This is a genomic window from Cellulomonas phragmiteti (assembly GCF_016862775.1).
Lineage (GTDB): Bacteria > Actinomycetota > Actinomycetes > Actinomycetales > Cellulomonadaceae > Cellulomonas > Cellulomonas phragmiteti.
In genome coordinates, this window is record NZ_BONP01000010.1 from 78,908 (window position 1) to 94,431 (window position 15,524).

General features: G+C 75.9%; 16 protein-coding genes. 12 read left to right on the plus strand and 4 right to left on the minus strand.

The genetic code is table 11. The features are described 5' to 3' along the window. Positions 1 to 6: 6 nt before the first annotated feature. Positions 7 to 429, minus strand: coding sequence for an STAS domain-containing protein (locus Cph01nite_RS10215; RefSeq protein ID WP_203673823.1), 423 nt, complete (start codon positions 427 to 429; stop codon positions 7 to 9). A gap of 81 nt (positions 430 to 510) precedes the next feature. Between Cph01nite_RS10215 and Cph01nite_RS10220 the strand changes: the two genes are divergently transcribed. Next, positions 511 to 2,667, plus strand: a complete 2,157-nt coding sequence (locus tag Cph01nite_RS10220; RefSeq protein WP_308439435.1) for an ATP-binding SpoIIE family protein phosphatase — start codon at positions 511 to 513, stop codon at positions 2,665 to 2,667. An 18-nt stretch (positions 2,668 to 2,685) separates the two neighbouring features. On the opposite strand, the gene Cph01nite_RS10225 is transcribed toward Cph01nite_RS10220, so the two are convergent. Further along, positions 2,686 to 3,051 carry an STAS domain-containing protein gene (locus Cph01nite_RS10225; RefSeq protein WP_203673825.1) on the minus strand — a complete coding sequence of 122 codons (366 nt, stop codon included), beginning with the start codon at positions 3,049 to 3,051 and terminating at the stop codon, positions 2,686 to 2,688. 162 nt (positions 3,052 to 3,213) lie between these two features. On the opposite strand from Cph01nite_RS10225, the gene Cph01nite_RS10230 reads away from it, so the two are divergent. Together Cph01nite_RS10230 and Cph01nite_RS10235 are read left to right on the plus strand one after the other, a co-directional pair. Then, positions 3,214 to 3,630 (plus strand): DUF3151 domain-containing protein, encoded by a 417-nt coding sequence (locus tag Cph01nite_RS10230; RefSeq protein WP_203673827.1) that lies wholly within the window; start codon positions 3,214 to 3,216, stop codon positions 3,628 to 3,630. Between the two features lie 187 nt (positions 3,631 to 3,817). Then, positions 3,818 to 5,104: an adenylosuccinate synthase gene (locus tag Cph01nite_RS10235; RefSeq protein WP_203673968.1), complete on the plus strand. Its 1,287-nt coding sequence runs from the start codon at positions 3,818 to 3,820 to the stop codon at positions 5,102 to 5,104. Between the two features lie 60 nt (positions 5,105 to 5,164). On the opposite strand, the gene Cph01nite_RS10240 is transcribed toward Cph01nite_RS10235, so the two are convergent. Beyond that, positions 5,165 to 6,496, minus strand: coding sequence for an MFS transporter (locus Cph01nite_RS10240; protein ID WP_203673829.1), 1,332 nt, complete (start codon positions 6,494 to 6,496; stop codon positions 5,165 to 5,167). Between the two features lie 82 nt (positions 6,497 to 6,578). On the opposite strand from Cph01nite_RS10240, the gene Cph01nite_RS10245 reads away from it, so the two are divergent. Genes Cph01nite_RS10245 through Cph01nite_RS10255 form a run of 3 tightly spaced genes read left to right on the plus strand, consistent with a single transcriptional unit; the run spans position 6,579 to position 9,431 of the window. Continuing rightward, on the plus strand, positions 6,579 to 7,166 hold the full coding sequence (locus Cph01nite_RS10245; RefSeq protein ID WP_203673831.1) for a winged helix-turn-helix domain-containing protein: 588 nt from the start codon (positions 6,579 to 6,581) through the stop codon (positions 7,164 to 7,166). A 43-nt stretch (positions 7,167 to 7,209) separates the two neighbouring features. After that, positions 7,210 to 8,517: a phosphoribosylamine--glycine ligase gene (purD, locus tag Cph01nite_RS10250; RefSeq protein WP_203673833.1), complete on the plus strand. Its 1,308-nt coding sequence runs from the start codon at positions 7,210 to 7,212 to the stop codon at positions 8,515 to 8,517. Further along, a complete protein-coding gene (locus tag Cph01nite_RS10255) occupies positions 8,514 to 9,431 on the plus strand; it encodes a phosphoribosylaminoimidazolesuccinocarboxamide synthase (protein ID WP_203673835.1) in 918 nt (305 codons plus the stop codon). Before purD ends, Cph01nite_RS10255 begins: the two co-directional genes overlap by 4 nt. Positions 9,432 to 9,460: 29 nt before the next feature. Here Cph01nite_RS10255 and Cph01nite_RS10260 read toward each other — a convergent pair whose 3' ends face one another. Continuing rightward, positions 9,461 to 10,276, minus strand: a complete 816-nt coding sequence (locus Cph01nite_RS10260; protein ID WP_203673837.1) for a DNA/RNA non-specific endonuclease — start codon at positions 10,274 to 10,276, stop codon at positions 9,461 to 9,463. 135 nt (positions 10,277 to 10,411) lie between these two features. Between Cph01nite_RS10260 and Cph01nite_RS10265 the strand changes: the two genes are divergently transcribed. The 6 genes from Cph01nite_RS10265 (at position 10,412) to Cph01nite_RS10290 (ending at position 15,451) form a co-directional block, all read left to right on the plus strand. Next, positions 10,412 to 11,911, plus strand: coding sequence for an amidohydrolase (locus Cph01nite_RS10265; protein WP_203673839.1), 1,500 nt, complete (start codon positions 10,412 to 10,414; stop codon positions 11,909 to 11,911). A gap of 109 nt (positions 11,912 to 12,020) precedes the next feature. Further along, a complete protein-coding gene (gene purS / locus Cph01nite_RS10270) occupies positions 12,021 to 12,308 on the plus strand; it encodes a phosphoribosylformylglycinamidine synthase subunit PurS (RefSeq protein ID WP_013118169.1) in 288 nt (95 codons plus the stop codon). Further along, positions 12,308 to 13,003: a phosphoribosylformylglycinamidine synthase subunit PurQ gene (gene purQ, locus Cph01nite_RS10275; RefSeq protein ID WP_203673841.1), complete on the plus strand. Its 696-nt coding sequence runs from the start codon at positions 12,308 to 12,310 to the stop codon at positions 13,001 to 13,003. The genes purS and purQ overlap by 1 nt, the downstream gene beginning before the upstream one ends. 5 nt (positions 13,004 to 13,008) lie before the next feature. Further along, positions 13,009 to 14,019, plus strand: coding sequence for a GNAT family N-acetyltransferase (locus tag Cph01nite_RS10280; RefSeq protein ID WP_203673843.1), 1,011 nt, complete (start codon positions 13,009 to 13,011; stop codon positions 14,017 to 14,019). Between the two features lie 151 nt (positions 14,020 to 14,170). Further along, positions 14,171 to 14,677, plus strand: coding sequence for a hypothetical protein (locus Cph01nite_RS10285; RefSeq protein WP_203673845.1), 507 nt, complete (start codon positions 14,171 to 14,173; stop codon positions 14,675 to 14,677). Positions 14,678 to 14,722: 45 nt separating this feature from the next. Continuing rightward, a complete protein-coding gene (locus tag Cph01nite_RS10290) occupies positions 14,723 to 15,451 on the plus strand; it encodes a DUF72 domain-containing protein (RefSeq protein WP_203673847.1) in 729 nt (242 codons plus the stop codon). Positions 15,452 to 15,524 lie beyond the last annotated feature (73 nt).

Here is a 15,524-nt window from a genome sequence, read left to right on the forward strand (position 1 = left end):
TGGCGGTCAGCCCGCCGTGTCGACCGGCTCGAACGGGGCGGCGTCCTCGTCCCCGTCGTCGACGACGTCGAGCAGCTCGCCGATCCGCGTGACCTCGAGGAGGAAGCGCACGGTGGGGGGCACCCGCAGCAGACGCACGCGGTGCTCGCTGCGGATCGACAGCCGGGCGAGGAACGCGACACCCGACGAGTCCATGAACGTCACGTGGTGCGCGTCCACCTCGATGGGCAGACCGCGCTGCTCGGCCTCCGCGGTGGCCTCCTGCAGCTCGGGACCGAGGTCGGCGTCGACCTCTCCCGAGAGCACGATGCGGGTGCGGTCGGTCCCCACGATGACCTGCACGGCGCCGGGCTCCCCGACGGTCGTGGCCTCCGTCGCGTCCGACGTGGCGGCGTCCTGGTCGGTGGAAGGACTGTTAACGTCTCGCACGATGCTCCTTCCGGGCGCTGGCGGGGCTCGCCGGGGTGGTCGAGCCGTCCGTCCGTTCGGCACGCTAGACGATCGGAGGTGGTGGTGGTCAACTCCCACACCGCCGAACCGATCCCCGAGCCTACGCCCGCCGGGTCGCAGCACGGCACCGACCCGCTGTCCGGGACGCCGTCCGCGGCCCTGGCCGCGGCCCTGGCCGCGACGCACGTCCCGATGGCGCTGCTGCACCGGCGCCTGGATGTGATCCGCGTCACCTGGGTCAACGACGCGCTCGCGCGGGCCGTCGGGCACGCACCCGAGGACGTCGTCGGCGTCGACGTGCTGACGGACCCCCGCGTCCGCCCCTCGGACCCCGACGCCGTGCGGGTGGCCGCGCGCGGTCCGGCGACCCACCCCGTCGTGCTGCGCCGCGCGGACGGGACCGACGTGCGGTGCGTGGTGCACGTGTCCCCCGTGCCCCCCGGGCCGGGGGTGCCGGTCGGGACGTTCGTCGCCGCCGTGCAGGACCTCACCGCCGAGCTCACGGCGTCCGCGGAGCAGGCGGCGCTCGTCGCCGAGGAGCGCCGCGAGCGGCGCAGCCTGTCGCTCGTCGCCCGCGTCTCGGACCTGCTGGTCGACGTCGACGAGCCGCAGGGCCTGCGGGAGATCGCCGACCTGCTCGAGTCCCACGTCGTGGAGCGTGCGCACTTCTTCCTGTTCGACCACGGGCTGTGGGCGGCCGACGGCCTCGCGCCCGCGCACGGCGTGCGCGAGCGGCACCACGGCCCCGCGGGCCGGGTGGTGTCGCACTGCCCGCGCGACGCCGTGGGGCACCTGCTGGCGGGGACGCGCGAGGGCGTCGTCGAGCTCGACCTGGACGCGGAGCACCCCGACGGCACGTACATGCAGTGGCTGGCCCACCGGCTGGGGCCGGGGACGGACGCCGGCACCGGGGACCGTCGGCTCGTCGTGCAGGCCGTCCCGGGGCGTCGCCGCGCGGTCGGTCTGCTCGTGGTGCGGCCCCACGGCGGCGGGGGCGTCGCCGCCCTCGGGCCGTCCGAGCGGACGGTGGTCGAGCTCGTCGCGCGCCGCGTGGGACTGTCCGTGGACAACGTGCGGCTCTACGACCGCGAGCACCGGCTGGCGGAGACGCTGCAGCGCGCGATGCTGCCGGAGCAGGCCGAGGTCGACGGCCTGGACGTGTGGACGTACTACTCGCCCAGCGCGGACGATGCGCAGGTGGGCGGCGACTGGTACGACGTCCTGCAGATCGACCCGGAGACGGTCAGCGTCGTCATCGGCGACGTGGTGGGGCACGACGTGGAGGCCGCGGCCACGATGGGCCAGCTGCGCTCGGTGGTCCGGTCGTACGCGTTCGACATCACCACGCCCGGGCCCGTGCTGGACCGCGTGGACCAGCTCTTCGGTGGCATGCGGATCCCGCGCGCCGCGAGCATGGTCTACTCCACGCTGCGACGCGACGGGGCCGGCGGGTGGACGCTGCAGTACTCCCGGGCCGGCCACCTCCCGCTGCTGCTGGTGCGCGACGGGCACGCCCGCCAGCTGCGGGGCACGGGCGGCCGGCTGGTGGGTTTCGGCTCCGGCGGGCGGGCCACGGACGAGGTCACGCTGGTGCCCGGGGACGTCGTCGTCTACTACACCGACGGTCTCGTCGAGCGTCGCGACCGCAGCCTGCGCGACGGCCTGACCGTCCTCGAGACCGTCGCGGCGGGCATCACGGCCCGGGACGCCGCGGGCATCGGGGAGGACCTGCTCTCGCGGCTCGCCGACCACCCCGAGGACGACGTGGCGGTCGTCGTGCTGCGGGTGCCCGGGCCCGACGACCACCTGGCCGGCGCCGTCAGCCCGCGGCGGCGGCGGTGGGCGCTGCCGAGCGAGCCCGCGTCGATCGGCCGTGCGCGGCACGCGGTGCTGCGCACGTGCGAGGCCTGGGACCTCGGGGACGCGTCGAACGCCGAGCTCATCGTCTCCGAGCTGGTCGCCAACGCCGTGCTGCACGGCTGGGGCCACGTCGCGCTGCAGCTGTACGACACGGGTGACGGGCTGCGCATCGAGGTCGAGGACGACAACCCCACGCCGCCCGTGACGACCGACGGGCACCCCGGTCGGGTCGGGGGGTTCGGGATGCAGATCGTCGAGCGGCTGGCGGACTGGGGCTGGCGGCAGTCGCGCGGCGGCAAGGTCGTGTGGGCCAAGGTGCGCCCCGGGGCGCTACCCGCGTCGGCGCAGCAGGCGTAGGCGTCGGCAGGTCCGTCGTCAGGCGGGGGTGGGTGCGCCCTCGGGGGTGCTCGACGCCTCGGCCTCGAGCTCGCAGCGGTGGTCCGCGTCGATGCGGAACAGCTCGAGCGCCCCGCAGATCTCCAGGACGAACAGGTCGCGGTCGTCGGCGCCGCGCAGCACGGTCGCGCCGCCGCGGCGCCGGCCGGAGTCGGCCAGCGAGATGAGGAACGCGGCGCCGGTGGAGTCCATGAAGGTCACCCGGCACATGTCGATGACGAGCAGCTGACGCCGCAGGCCGACGACGCGCGCGGTCACCTCGGGGAACTGCTCACGCTCGGCGAGGTCGAGGTCACCTGCGACGAGGAGCGTCGTGGTGGTGGACGACGTCGAGATCTCGATCATGGCTGTCCTGTGCTCCGTGCCGACCGGGGGGAGGGGGCCGTGGGGAGGGTGCTGGTCGGCCGTTCGACTGTAACGGCGGTGTCCAGGGCGGGCGACCGCTGGTCGGGTCACGCCACCCCTCCGCCGGACGACCCGCGGGCACCGCGGTGCGAGACTGGCGCCATGACCCACGAGAACCTGCTCGACGGCCCCGCCCCGACGCTGCTGCCCGCCGACGGCCCCGACGCGGCCGCGCGCGCCGCCCTCGCCGGTGGCGCGGACCCGCGGGACGCCGTCCCGGCGGCGCCCGCCGCGTCGCTGGTGTGGGCGCTGCTCGCCGAGCGGTCCGAGGACCCGGTCGCGGCGTACGCGTACGCGCGGACGGGCTACCACCGCGGGCTGGACGCCCTGCGCGGTGCGGGCTGGCGGGGTCGTGGCCCGGTGCCCGCCGCGCACGAGCCGAACCAGGGGTTCCTGCGGGCGCTGCTGGCCCTGGCCACGGCGGCCGAGGCGATCGGGGAGACGGCGGAGGCCGAGCGGTGCCGGCAGTTCCTGCGGGACTGCGGGACGTCGGCGGACGAGGTGGCCGCGCTGCGCTGACGTGCCGGGCGGCGACGCCGTCGGGCGCGCGCGGTGGACGGCCCGCGGGGTCCCGGGCGGCGCTCCGGTACCCTTCCGGGTGGTACGCGTCACTGCCGCGCGTCCTCGGGTCCCCCGCGCCGCGAGCCCGCTCGCGCCCGTCTGCGGGCGGAGCCGCACCGCAGGCAGCCTGGGAGTGGTGATCGTCATGCCGGCCGTCGTGGTGCTCGGTGCGCAGTGGGGCGACGAGGGCAAGGGGAAGGCGACCGACCAGCTCGGTGACCGCACGGACGTCGTCGTGAAGTTCAACGGCGGCAACAACGCGGGGCACACGGTCGTCATCGAGGGCGAGAAGTACGCCCTGCACCTGCTGCCGTCGGGGATCCTCACGCCCGGTGTCGTCCCGGTGATCGCCAACGGTGTCGTCATCGACACCGAGGTGCTGTTCGAGGAGATCGACGCGCTCGAGGCGCGCGGCGTCGACACGTCGCGGCTGCTGGTGTCGTCGGCGGCCCACGTCATCGCGCCGTACAACCGGACGATGGACAAGGTGGCCGAGCGCTTCCTGGGCAAGCGCAAGATCGGCACGACGGGCCGCGGCATCGGCCCCACGTACGCCGACAAGATCAACCGCATCGGGATCCGCGTCCAGGACCTGTTCGACGAGGGGATCCTGCGGCAGAAGGTCGAGGGCGCCCTCGACCAGAAGAACCACCTGCTGGTCAAGGTCTACAACCGGCGTGCGATCACGGTGGAGGAGACGCTCGACGATTTGCTGCGCCACGCGGAGCGGCTGCGCCCCTTCGTCGCCGACACCCCGCAGTACCTCAACCGCGCGCTGGACGAGGGCCGCACGCTGGTGTTCGAGGCCGGGCAGGCGACGATGCTCGACGTCGACCACGGCACGTACCCGTTCGTGACGTCGTCCGCGTGCACCGCCGGCGGGGCCTGCACCGGCTCCGGGGTCGGGCCGACGCGCATCGACCGCGTGGTCGCGGTCGCCAAGGCGTACACGACGCGCGTCGGTGAGGGCCCGTTCCCGACGGAGCTGCTCGACGCGGACGGTGAGTGGCTGCGGCAGACGGGCGGGGAGTTCGGCACCACGACCGGCCGCCCGCGCCGCACCGGCTGGTACGACGCGGTAGTGGTGCGCTACGCCTCGCTGGTCAACGGCCTGACGGACCTCGTCGTCACCAAGCTCGACGTGCTGACGGGCCGGGAGCGGGTCCCGGTGTGCGTGGCGTACGACGTCGACGGCCGGCGGGTCGAGGACATGCCGATCGACCAGAGCGACTTCCACCACGCGCGTCCGGTGTACGAGTACCTGGACGGGTGGAGCGAGGACATCTCCGGTGCCCGCGACTTCGACGACCTGCCGAAGGCCGCGCAGCGCTACCTGCAGTACCTGGAGGACGTGTCCGGGACGCGGATCTCCTCGGTCGGCGTCGGTCCGGGCCGCGAGGCCACGATCATCCGCCACGAGCTCCTGGTCTGATCGCGGACTGCTGGCCCGGTCGTGCGGACCCGCCCCCGGTCGGGGGCGGGTCCGTCCGCGTCAGGCGGCCGGGGACTCCTGCGGCAGCTCGTGGGCATCGACGTCGCGCTGCCGCAGCACCGTCCCGACGGCGGCCACGGCCGCCACGCTCAGGGCCGCGGCCCCGAGGAGCACCGGCGCCAGCCCGTGGCGCCCCGCGAGCACGCCGGCGGTGACGGCGCCCAGCGGCATGAGGCCGTAGGCCAGCGTGCGCGACGCCCCGCCGACGCGGCCCAGCAGGCGGGCCGGGACGAGTCGCTGGCGGACGGTCTCGCTGATGACGTTGCCGACGGTGCTGAGCGCACCGAGCGGCACGAGGACGACGACCAGCGCCGGGACCCGCGGCACCAGCACGGGGACGACGAGGAGCGAGAACGAGACGGCCCAGCAGCCGACCATGAGCCGCACCTCGCCGATCCGGCGGGCCAGGGCCTCGCCGGCCACGGAGCCGGCCACCGCCCCGGCGGCGAGGCCGAGCATGAGCAGCGGGTAGGTCTGCTCGGTCATGCCGACGCGGGAGCCGGGGCCGACGACCCAGAGCACGAAGACCGCGAAGTAGGCGGCACTGGCCATGTTGAGCACGGCGGCCGTGAGGACGACCGGGCGCAGCACGGGGTGCCGGGTGATGAAGCGCAGCCCCTCGCGCACGTCGGCCCACGCCCGCGGTGCGCCCGGCGCCGGCGCGTCGCCGGCGCCGGAGGTCGGGTCGGGCCCGGGTGAGGGTGCGTCGGTCCGGGCGTGCCGGTAGCGCCCGGGGACGCCGCGCCACAGCACCGCGACCGCGGCGACGGCCAGGGCGGCCGGCACACCGAGCACCCAGCCGGTGCCCAGCGTGAGCAGCGCGCCGGCGAGGGGCGCGCCCAGGAACGCGTTGGCGACCTGCTGGACGGCCACGACGCGCCCGTTGGCGGCGGGCAGGCGCTCGCGGGGGACCAGGTCGGGGATCATCGCGGTCGACCCCAGGTCGACGACGACCTCGGTGACGCCGTACGCGAGCACGAGCCCGACGAGCACGGGCAGGGTCAGGGCGCCGGTGACGGCCAGCCAGGCGCCTGCGGCCAGCAGGAGCGCACGCGCCCCGAGGCCGACCATCTGGACGCGGCGGCGGTCGCTGCGGTCGACGAGGACGCCGGCGGTGATGCCGAGCAGCAGCCACGGCAGCCACGTCGCGGCCGAGAGCAGCGCGATCTGCTCGGGCGAGCGGGTCAGGCCGAGGGCGACGAGCGGCACGCCGACGGCGATCACGCCGTCGCCGAGGTTCGCGGCCCCGGCGGCGGCGAGCAGTGCGGTGAAGCGGCGCCCGAGGCGGGGGGCCGCGGGGCGGGGGACAGGCGGTGCCGAGGGCGCGGCCATGGGGACCTCACGTCGGGTTAGGGTGGGAGAGAGCTTTGCAGAGGAACTCTGCAAAGAGAACTCTGCAAAGGTATCTCTGCGAATGACGGATGACAAGACCCCGACCGCGGACACGCGCGCCGTCGAGCCCGAGGCGCTCAAGGCGTTCGCCCACCCGCTGCGCATGGCCATGTACTCCGCCCTGCGCAACGAGGGCCCGGCCACCGCCACGATGCTCGGCCAGCGCCTCGGCGAGTCGAGCGGCCAGACCAGCTACCACCTGCGCCAGCTCGAGAAGCACGGGTTCGTCGAGGACGACCCCGACCGCTCGCGCGGACGCGAACGGTGGTGGCGCGCCGTCGGCTTCCGCATGGACCGGCTGGACATGCTCGAGGACCCCACGTCCGCGACGGCGGTACGCGCCGTGCTGCAGGCGGTCATCGCGGAGCGCGCGCAGACCCTGACGGCCTGGGCCGCCGCGCTGGAGGAGCGCCACGGCGACTGGAGCGCGCAGATGGCCTCCAACATCACCCTCGACCTCACGGAGGACGAGACGTCCGAGCTCATCGAGCGGCTCACCGCCGTCGTCGACGACCTCGGTGCGCGCAGCGGCGCGGCGGGCATCGACGGGCGCCGACGCGTCCGCGTCTACCTGGACGTCCTCCCGCTGCCCGACACCGCGGCGCGCTGACGCCGGACGCCCGCGCCCGCCGCGGCCGGTAGGGTCGGGCGCCGTGGAGATCCTCGTCGTCGGCACCGGTGCCCGTGAGCACGCCCTGGCCCGCACGCTGTCCCTCGACCCGGCGGTGACCCGCGTGCACGCGGCCCCGGGCAACCCGGGGATCGCGCAGCGCGCGACGCTGCACGCGGTCGACCCGCTCGACGGTGCGGCGGTCGCTGACCTCGCGCGGTCGCTCGGCGTCGGCCTGGTCGTCGTCGGTCCCGAGGCGCCGCTCGTCGCCGGTGTCGCCGACGCCGTGCGGGCGGCCGGCATCCCCGTCTTCGGGCCGTCTGCGCAGGCCGCCCGGCTCGAGGGGTCCAAGGCGTTCGCCAAGGAGGTCATGGCGGCTGCCGGGGTGCCGACGGCCGCCGCGCGCGTCGCGACCACGCTCGACGAGGTCGCCGCCGCGCTCGATGAGTTCGGCGCGCCGCACGTCGTCAAGGAGGACGGCCTCGCCGCGGGCAAGGGCGTCGTCGTCACCGACGACCGCGACGCGGCGCTCGCGCACGCGGGCGCGTGCCTGGCCAAGGAGGGCGGCCGCGTCGTCGTCGAGGAGTACCTCGACGGCCCGGAGGTCTCGCTGTTCGTGCTGTGCGACGGCACCGACGTCGTCCCGCTCGTGCCCGCGCAGGACTTCAAGCGGGCGCTCGACGGCGACCAGGGGGCCAACACCGGCGGCATGGGCGCGTACTCGCCGCTGCCGTGGGCGCCCGAGGGGCTGGTCGACGAGGTCGTCGAGACCGTCGCGCGGCCGACCGTGGCCGAGATGGCCCGTCGCGGCACGCCCTTCATCGGGGTCCTCTACTGCGGCCTGGCGCTGACGAGCCGCGGCGTGCGGGTCGTGGAGTTCAACGCGCGGTTCGGCGACCCCGAGACGCAGGTCGTGCTGGCGCGGCTCGCGTCCCCGCTCGCGGGGGTGCTGCTGGCCGCGGCGCAGGGCCGGCTCGCGCAGGTCGAGCCGCTGCACTGGCGCGCCGACGCGGCCGTCACGGTGGTCGTCGCCTCGCACGGCTACCCGGGCCAGGTCCGCACCGGCGACCCGATCACCGGTCTCGACGCCGCCGGCACCGTGCCCGGCGTCCACGTGCTGCACGCCGGCACGGCGGTGCGCACCACCGAGGACGACCCGGAGAACCCGCTCAACGACCCGCTGCTCGTGTCCGACGGCGGCCGGGTCCTGTCGGTCGTCGGCGTGGGGGAGACCCTCGCCGCGGCCCGGCGGGCGGCCTACGTCGCGGTCGACCAGGTCAACCTCGCCGGCTCCCACCACCGCACGGACATCGCGCTGGCCGTCAGCGAGGGCACCGAGGTGCAGGCGTGAGCGACGCCGCCCTCACGCTGCCCGGCTGGCGGCACGTCTACTCCGGCAAGGTCCGGGACCTGTATGAGCCGGACGCGTCCGCCGCGGGCGTGGCGCTGCGGGAGCGGCACGGTGACGTCGTCCTGGTCGTGGCCTCGGACCGCGTGTCCGCGTACGACCACGTGCTGTCCCCGGGCGTCCCCGGCAAGGGCGTGGTGCTCACGCAGCTCAGCCTGTGGTGGTTCGAGCAGCTCGCCGACCTCGTCCCGAACCACGTCGTGTCGACCGACGTGCCCGGCGCCGTCGCGGGCCGCGCGATGGTGTGCCGGCGCCTCGACATGTTCCCGGTCGAGTGCGTCGCCCGCGGCTACCTCACCGGGTCCGGTCTCGCGGAGTACCGCCAGAACGGCGAGGTCACGGGCATCGCGCTGCCTGCCGGGCTCGTCGACGGGTCGCGCCTGCCGGAGCCGGTCTTCACGCCCGCGACCAAGGCCGAGCTGGGCGAGCACGACGAGAACGTGCGGTTCTCCGTGGTCGTCGACACCGTCGGCCCCGAGACGGCCGAGACGCTGCGCGACCTCACGCTCGCCGTGTACGCGCGGGCCGAGCGCGTCGCGCGCGAGCGTGGCGTGATCCTCGCGGACACCAAGCTGGAGTTCGGCACCGACCCCGTGACGGGTGCGGTGACGCTGGGCGACGAGGTGCTCACCCCCGACTCCTCGCGCTTCTGGCCCGTCGACGGCTGGGAGCCCGGCCGCGCGCAGCCGAGCTTCGACAAGCAGTTCGTCCGTGACTGGCTCACGTCGTCGGCGTCGGGCTGGGACCGCGCGTCCGACACGCCCCCGCCCCCGCTGCCGGCCGACGTGGTCGAGCGCACCCGGGCCCGCTACATCGAGGCGTTCGAGCGACTCACGGGGCGCACGCCCGACCTGTGACCCGGCGCGCCTCGGGGTACCGGCGTGCGTCACGTGCCGAGGTCGACCTCCGGCAGCGCGTGCAGCTCGCGCCACGCGATCGCCTGCGGCGCCGTCACGGCCAGGACGTCGGCCCCCGCCAGCGGCCCCAGGTCGAGGCCCGTGAGCTCGGCGACGTCCGCGACCGGCACCTGGAACGTGCGGAACGGCCCCAGGGGCGGGGGCTCGTCGGCGGCCGCTGCCGCGTGGGTGCGCGCCGCGAGCTCGGTCGCGGGCAGCAGCGGTGTCTGGTCGAGCACGAAGGCCGCAGCGGCCAGCCGGTCGGCGTCGAGCGCCCACGCGGCGACCTTCCAGAACCGGCGCGGCAGCAGGACGTCCCGATAGAGCGGGTCGTCGCCCGCGAGCACAGGGCCCGTCAGCACCGACAGGCGCAGGCGGTGCACGCGGGCGTGCTCGAGCACGTGGTCCTCGAGACCCAGCCACAGCGCGCGGCTCTGGTTGAAGCCGGACGCCTGCGGCGCCGCGTTGGGGTAGGCGAACGTCTCGCGGTTGGCCTGGGCCGCGACGCCCGGTGCGCCCCACACCGGGTCGCGCCGACGCACGAGGTGCCCGCGGTCGAGGTCGTTGCGCGCGTAGAGCTCGGGGCCCGTCTGATCGGCGGCGGGCACGCGCGGGTCGAGGTACCAGGCGTCGTCCCGCGGCACGTCGCGCAGCGAGCGGCCGTCGACGTTGACCGCGGTGGCGGCCGCCAGCCGGCGCACCGGGTCCAGCAGGACCGTGAAGTGCGTGGCCGGCAGCTCGCGCACCGCCTGCGCCGCCACCGGCAGCGGGACCTGCGGCCCCAGGAACGTCGGGTCGTACCCCATGTGCCACCCCTGCCCACGAGCGGACTGCCGGACGTGACCCACCGTACCGACGCACCGCGGCGTGCGCGGGTGGCCCGGCGCCCGGCGGCGTAGTGTCCCGAGACGTTCTCGTCCCGTCCCACCTCCGGAGGCCCGGTGGACGTCCCCCGTCCCCTCGTCCTGCACCGCGCGCGCCTGCTCGGGCGGGACGCCCCCGTCGACCTGGTGCTGCGCGACGGGCGGCTCGCCGCTGTCGCGCCGTCGTCCTCCGGCCCCCGCGCGCACGGCGCCCCGGACGGCGACGTCGTCGACCTCGACGGCCGGCTCGTCGTGCCCGGCCTGTGGGACCAGCACACCCACCTCACCCAGTGGGCGCTCGCGCGCGGGCGGCTCGACGTGTCCGGGGCGACGTCGGCCGCGCAGGCAGCCGCGCTCGTGGCCGCGCGGCTGCGGACCGACCCGCCGCCCGCCGGCCGGCCGCTCGTCGGCATCGGGTTCCGGGACGGCACGTGGCCCGACGCGCCGTCCGCGGCGGTCCTCGACGCGGTCGCCGGCGAGGTGCCGGTGGTGCTGGTCTCCGGCGACCTGCACTGCGCGTGGGTGTCGACCGCGGGCCTGCGGCTGTTCGGGGTCGCGCACCACCCGACGGGCGTGCTGCGCGAGACCGAGTGGATGCCGCTCATGGGGGCGCTGGACCACGTGCCCGACGACGTGCAGGACGCCCTCGTGGCCGACGCGCTGCGGGCCGCCGCCGCGCGGGGCGTCGTCGGCGTCGTCGACCTGGAGATCGCCGACAACGTGGCCGTGTGGCGCCGCCGGGTGACCACGGGTGACCCGGTCGTGCGCGTGCGCGCCGGCGTGTGGCCCGCGTACCTCGAGCGCGTCGTGCACGACGACCTGCACAGCGGTGACCGCGTCGCGGGCCCGCGCGTCACGCAGGGGCCGCTCAAGGTCATCGTCGACGGCTCGCTCAACACCCGCACCGCCTGGTGCCACGCGCCCTACCCGGGCGTCGAGGGGGCCCTCGCGCACGGCGTGCTCAACGTGCCCGCGGACGAGCTGGTGCCGCTGCTGCGGCACGCGCACGCGCACGGGCTGCGCTGCGCCGTCCACGCCATCGGCGACGCGGCCAACGCGCTGGTCCTCGACGCGTTCGCGACGACCGGTGCGCACGGCTCGGTCGAGCACGCCCAGCTGCTCGCGGTGGCCGACGTCGCGCGGTTCGCGCAGCTGGGGCTGACGGCCAGCGTGCAGCCCGCCCACCTGCCGGACGACCGCGACGTCGCCGACCGGCACTGGGCCGGCCGCACGGACCGCGCCTTCCCGCTGGCCGACCTGCACGCCGCGGGCGTCCCGCTGGCCCTCGGGTCCGACGCGCCCGTCGCGCCGCTGGACCCGTGGCTCGCGCTGGACGCCGCCGTGTGGCGCACCGGCGACGAGCGCCTGCCGTGGCACCCCGAGCAGGCGGTCGACGCGGTCACGGCCCTCGCCTCGTCCGTCGACGGGCGCCCGCTGGGACTGCGCGTCGGGGATCCGGCGGACCTGGCGGTGCTCGACGACGACCCGCTCGCGCTCGCGGGCACGCCGGGTGCCGTGCGGTCCACCCGGGTCGCCGCCACGCTCGTCGCCGGCGCCTGGACCCACGCGGCCCTGTGAGCCCGCCCGCGGTGCGGGCGCGGCCCGGGGAGTGGGACGGCGGCGGGGTGCGTCGCGGCGCGCCGTAGGATCTGCTGCGAAACCCCGTCGCGCACACCTGGGAGCACCCGTGGGACGAGTCGTCGTCGACGTCATGCCGAAGCCCGAGATCCTCGACCCGCAGGGCAAGGCCGTCGCCAACGCGCTGCCGCGCCTCGGGTTCGGCCAGTTCACCGCCGTCCGTCAGGGCAAGCGGTTCGAGCTCGAGGTGGACGGGCCGGTGACGCCCGAGGTCCTCGAGGCCGCCGCGGCCGCCGCCGAGCAGGTGCTGTCGAACCCGGTGATCGAGGACGTCGTGCGCGTCGCCGACATCGAGGCCGACGCCGCCGCGACCGTCGCGTCGCAGGGTCTGGCCTGATGGGTCGGATCGGCGTCGTCACGTTCCCCGGGACGCTCGACGACCGGGACGCCGCACGCGCCGTGCGCCTGGCCGGCGGCGAGCCCGTCGCGCTGTGGCACGCGGACGCGGACCTCCAGGGCGTCGACGCCGTCGTGCTGCCCGGCGGGTTCTCCTACGGCGACTATCTGCGGGCCGGGGCGATCAGCCGGTTCGCGCCCGTCATGGGCGAGGTCGTCGACGCCGCGGGCAAAGGGCTGCCCGTGCTGGGGATCTGCAACGGCTTCCAGGTCCTCACCGAGGCGCACCTGCTGCCGGGGTCGATGATCAAGAACGACCACCTGCACTTCGTGTGCCGCGAGCAGGTCCTCGTCGTGGAGAACGCCGGCACCGCGTGGACCAACGCGTACACGGCCGGCGAGCGGATCACGATCCCGCTGAAGAACCAGGACGGCCAGTACGTCGCCGACGAGCGCACCCTCGACGAGCTCGAGGGCGAGGGCCGCGTCGTGTTCCGCTACGAGGGGACCAACCCCAACGGGTCGCGCCGGGGCATCGCAGGCGTGAGCAACGCCGCGGGCAACGTCGTGGGGCTCATGCCGCACCCCGAGCACGCGGTCGAGTCCGGGTTCGGCCCCGACGGCGCCGCCGGTCCGCGCTCCGGGACCGACGGGCTGCGGTTCTTCACGTCGGTCCTGCACGCCCTCGTCGGCTGACCCGGGTGACGGAGCGGCCGCAGCCGCGCGTCGAGCGCGTGGCCTGGGACGACCCAGCCGCGGCCGCGCTGCGCGTCGCGCAGCAGGTCGAGCTGCGCGCCCGCTACGGCGACGACGACACGGGCCACGCCCTCACCGGCGACGGGATCGTCGCCACGGTGGTGCTGCGGCTCGGCGACGACGCGGTGGCGTGCGGTGCGCTGCGGGACGTGTCCGCCACGCTCGGGGCGGGCACCGGCGAGCTCAAGCGCATGTTCGTGCGCCCGGACGCCCGTGGTCGTGGCCTGTCCCGCCAGGTGCTGTCCGAGCTCGAGCACGCCGCCGCCGAGCACGGCCTCGACCGGCTCGTCCTGGAGACCGGGGTGCTCCAGCCGGAGGCGATCGGGCTGTACCTGGCGGCCGGGTACGGGCCCGTCGAGAACTACGGCGAGTGGGTCGGCGTGACCGACTCCCGCTGCTTCGCCAAGGACCTGCGCGCAGCCGCCGGCAGCCCTGTCGTCGGGCCCGCCGGCGCGGCACGCGCGGCCGCGGCGCCGGACGTCGTCGTCGAGGCCGTCCCGTGGGACCACCCGGACGCGTCCGCGCTGCGCCGCGACATGGTCACCGAGCTCGCCCCCCTCTACCCGGAGCACGCGTTCACCGCGCCCGACGGGTTCGAGCGCCTGGACGCCGCCCACGGCCGCGACGCCGTCACCACGTTCCTCGTGCGGCGCGCGGGCGCACCCGTCGCCTGCGCCACGCACCGGCGGGCCACCGGGTGGCGCGCCGACGACGCCGAGCTCAAGCGGCTCTACGTCGCCCCGTCCGCCCGCGGGCTCGGGCTGGCCCGGCGGCTCGTCGCGCTCGTCGAGGGGGACGCCCGCACCCACGGCGCCCGCCGCGTCGTGCTGGACACCGGCATCCGCCAGCCCGAGGCGATCGCCCTGTACCGCCGCCTCGGCTACCGGGCCGTCGAGCCGCCCGCCGGCGCGTGGGTGGAGCTGCCCGTGTCCCTGTGGTTCGCGCGCGACCTGTGACCTGACGCTCCGCCGTGCGCGCGACGGACGGGCCGGGGGAATTCACGGGCCCGGGCTGAGCGGTCCTTCCGTGCTCGCCCTCAGGCCGTGCGCCGCTCGTGCCGATGCCTCCTCGACGCCGCGTCCCGCGGTGCGCGACGAGGAGCGCCTCATGAACCCGAGACCGCAGCGTGCACCGCGGCCGACCGGCCCGCTGCCGAGCACGCCGCGACCGCACCCGACGGCGCCGCGCAGCCCCGACGGCGCCTGGTGGTGGGACGGCACGCGGTGGTGGCCGACGGGCGACGCCCCGGCGACCGCGGCGGCCCGTCCGCGCCGGGGCTGGCTGATCGTGCTCCTCTGCGTGCTGGTCGTGGTCGTCAACGGGGGGCTCGCGGCGCTCGCGATCCCCGTGTACCGGCAGGAGCGGGCCCGCTCGGTGGAGACGGCCCTGCGCCTCGCGGCGGGAGCGCAGGAGCGCGCCTGGGTGGACGAGCTCACGTACACGACGGACGCCGAGTTGCTGGAGGCCTACGGGTACGCCCCCGACGGCGTCGTCGACGTCACCGTCGTCAGCGCCACGGCGGACGACTTCTGCCTCGCCGCGGCGCTGGACGACCATGACCCCCGGTGGTGGTACGCCCACGACACCGGCCCGTCCGCGGTGCCCTGCGACTGACGCCGTCCTGGTGCGCACCGCCGCCGTCCGCGAGACCGTACGGGGGTGACGATCCGCATCGGCACGTCGGGGTGGTCCTACGACCACTGGGACGGTGTGCTGTACCGGCCGGGCCTGCCCGCGCGGGACCGGCTGGCCCGGTACGTCGAGGCGTTCGACACCGTCGAGCTCAACGCGAGCTTCTACCGCTGGCCGCGGGAGGCGGCGTTCGCGTCGTGGCGTCGCCGCCTGCCCGACGGCTTCACGATGTCGGTGAAGGCGCCGCGCGGGCTGACGCACGCGAAGCGGCTGTACGGGCCGGAGGTGTGGGCCGAGCGCATCGCGCGCTCGTGGCACGAGCTGGGGGACCGGCGCGAGGCGCTGCTGGTGCAGCTGCGGCCGGACCAGGAGCGTGACGACGCCCGGCTCGACTGGTTCCTGGGGACGCTGCCGGACTGGGTGCAGGTCGCCGTCGAGCTGCGGCACCCGTCGTGGCAGACCGACGCGGTGCTCGACCTGCTCGCGCGGCACGGTGCGGCGTCCTGCGTGGTGTCGGGCGCGGGCCTGCCGTGCGTGCTGCGGGCGACGTCGCGCCTGGTGTACGTGCGGCTGCACGGCCCCGACCACCAGCACCTGTACGCCGGCTCGTACTCCGACGACGACCTGCGGTGGTGGGCCGACCGGATCCGCGAGTGGGACGGCACCGGGCACGACGTCGTCGCGTACTTCAACAACGACGGCGGCGGCAACGCGGTCCGCAACGCCTGGACGCTGCGCGAGCTCCTCGGGGCGTGACACCGGGGGCTGGTCCTCGGCCGGGTCGGGCGGGTACGGTGTCGCCCATGTCCTCGACCCGGGTGTGTTGTCG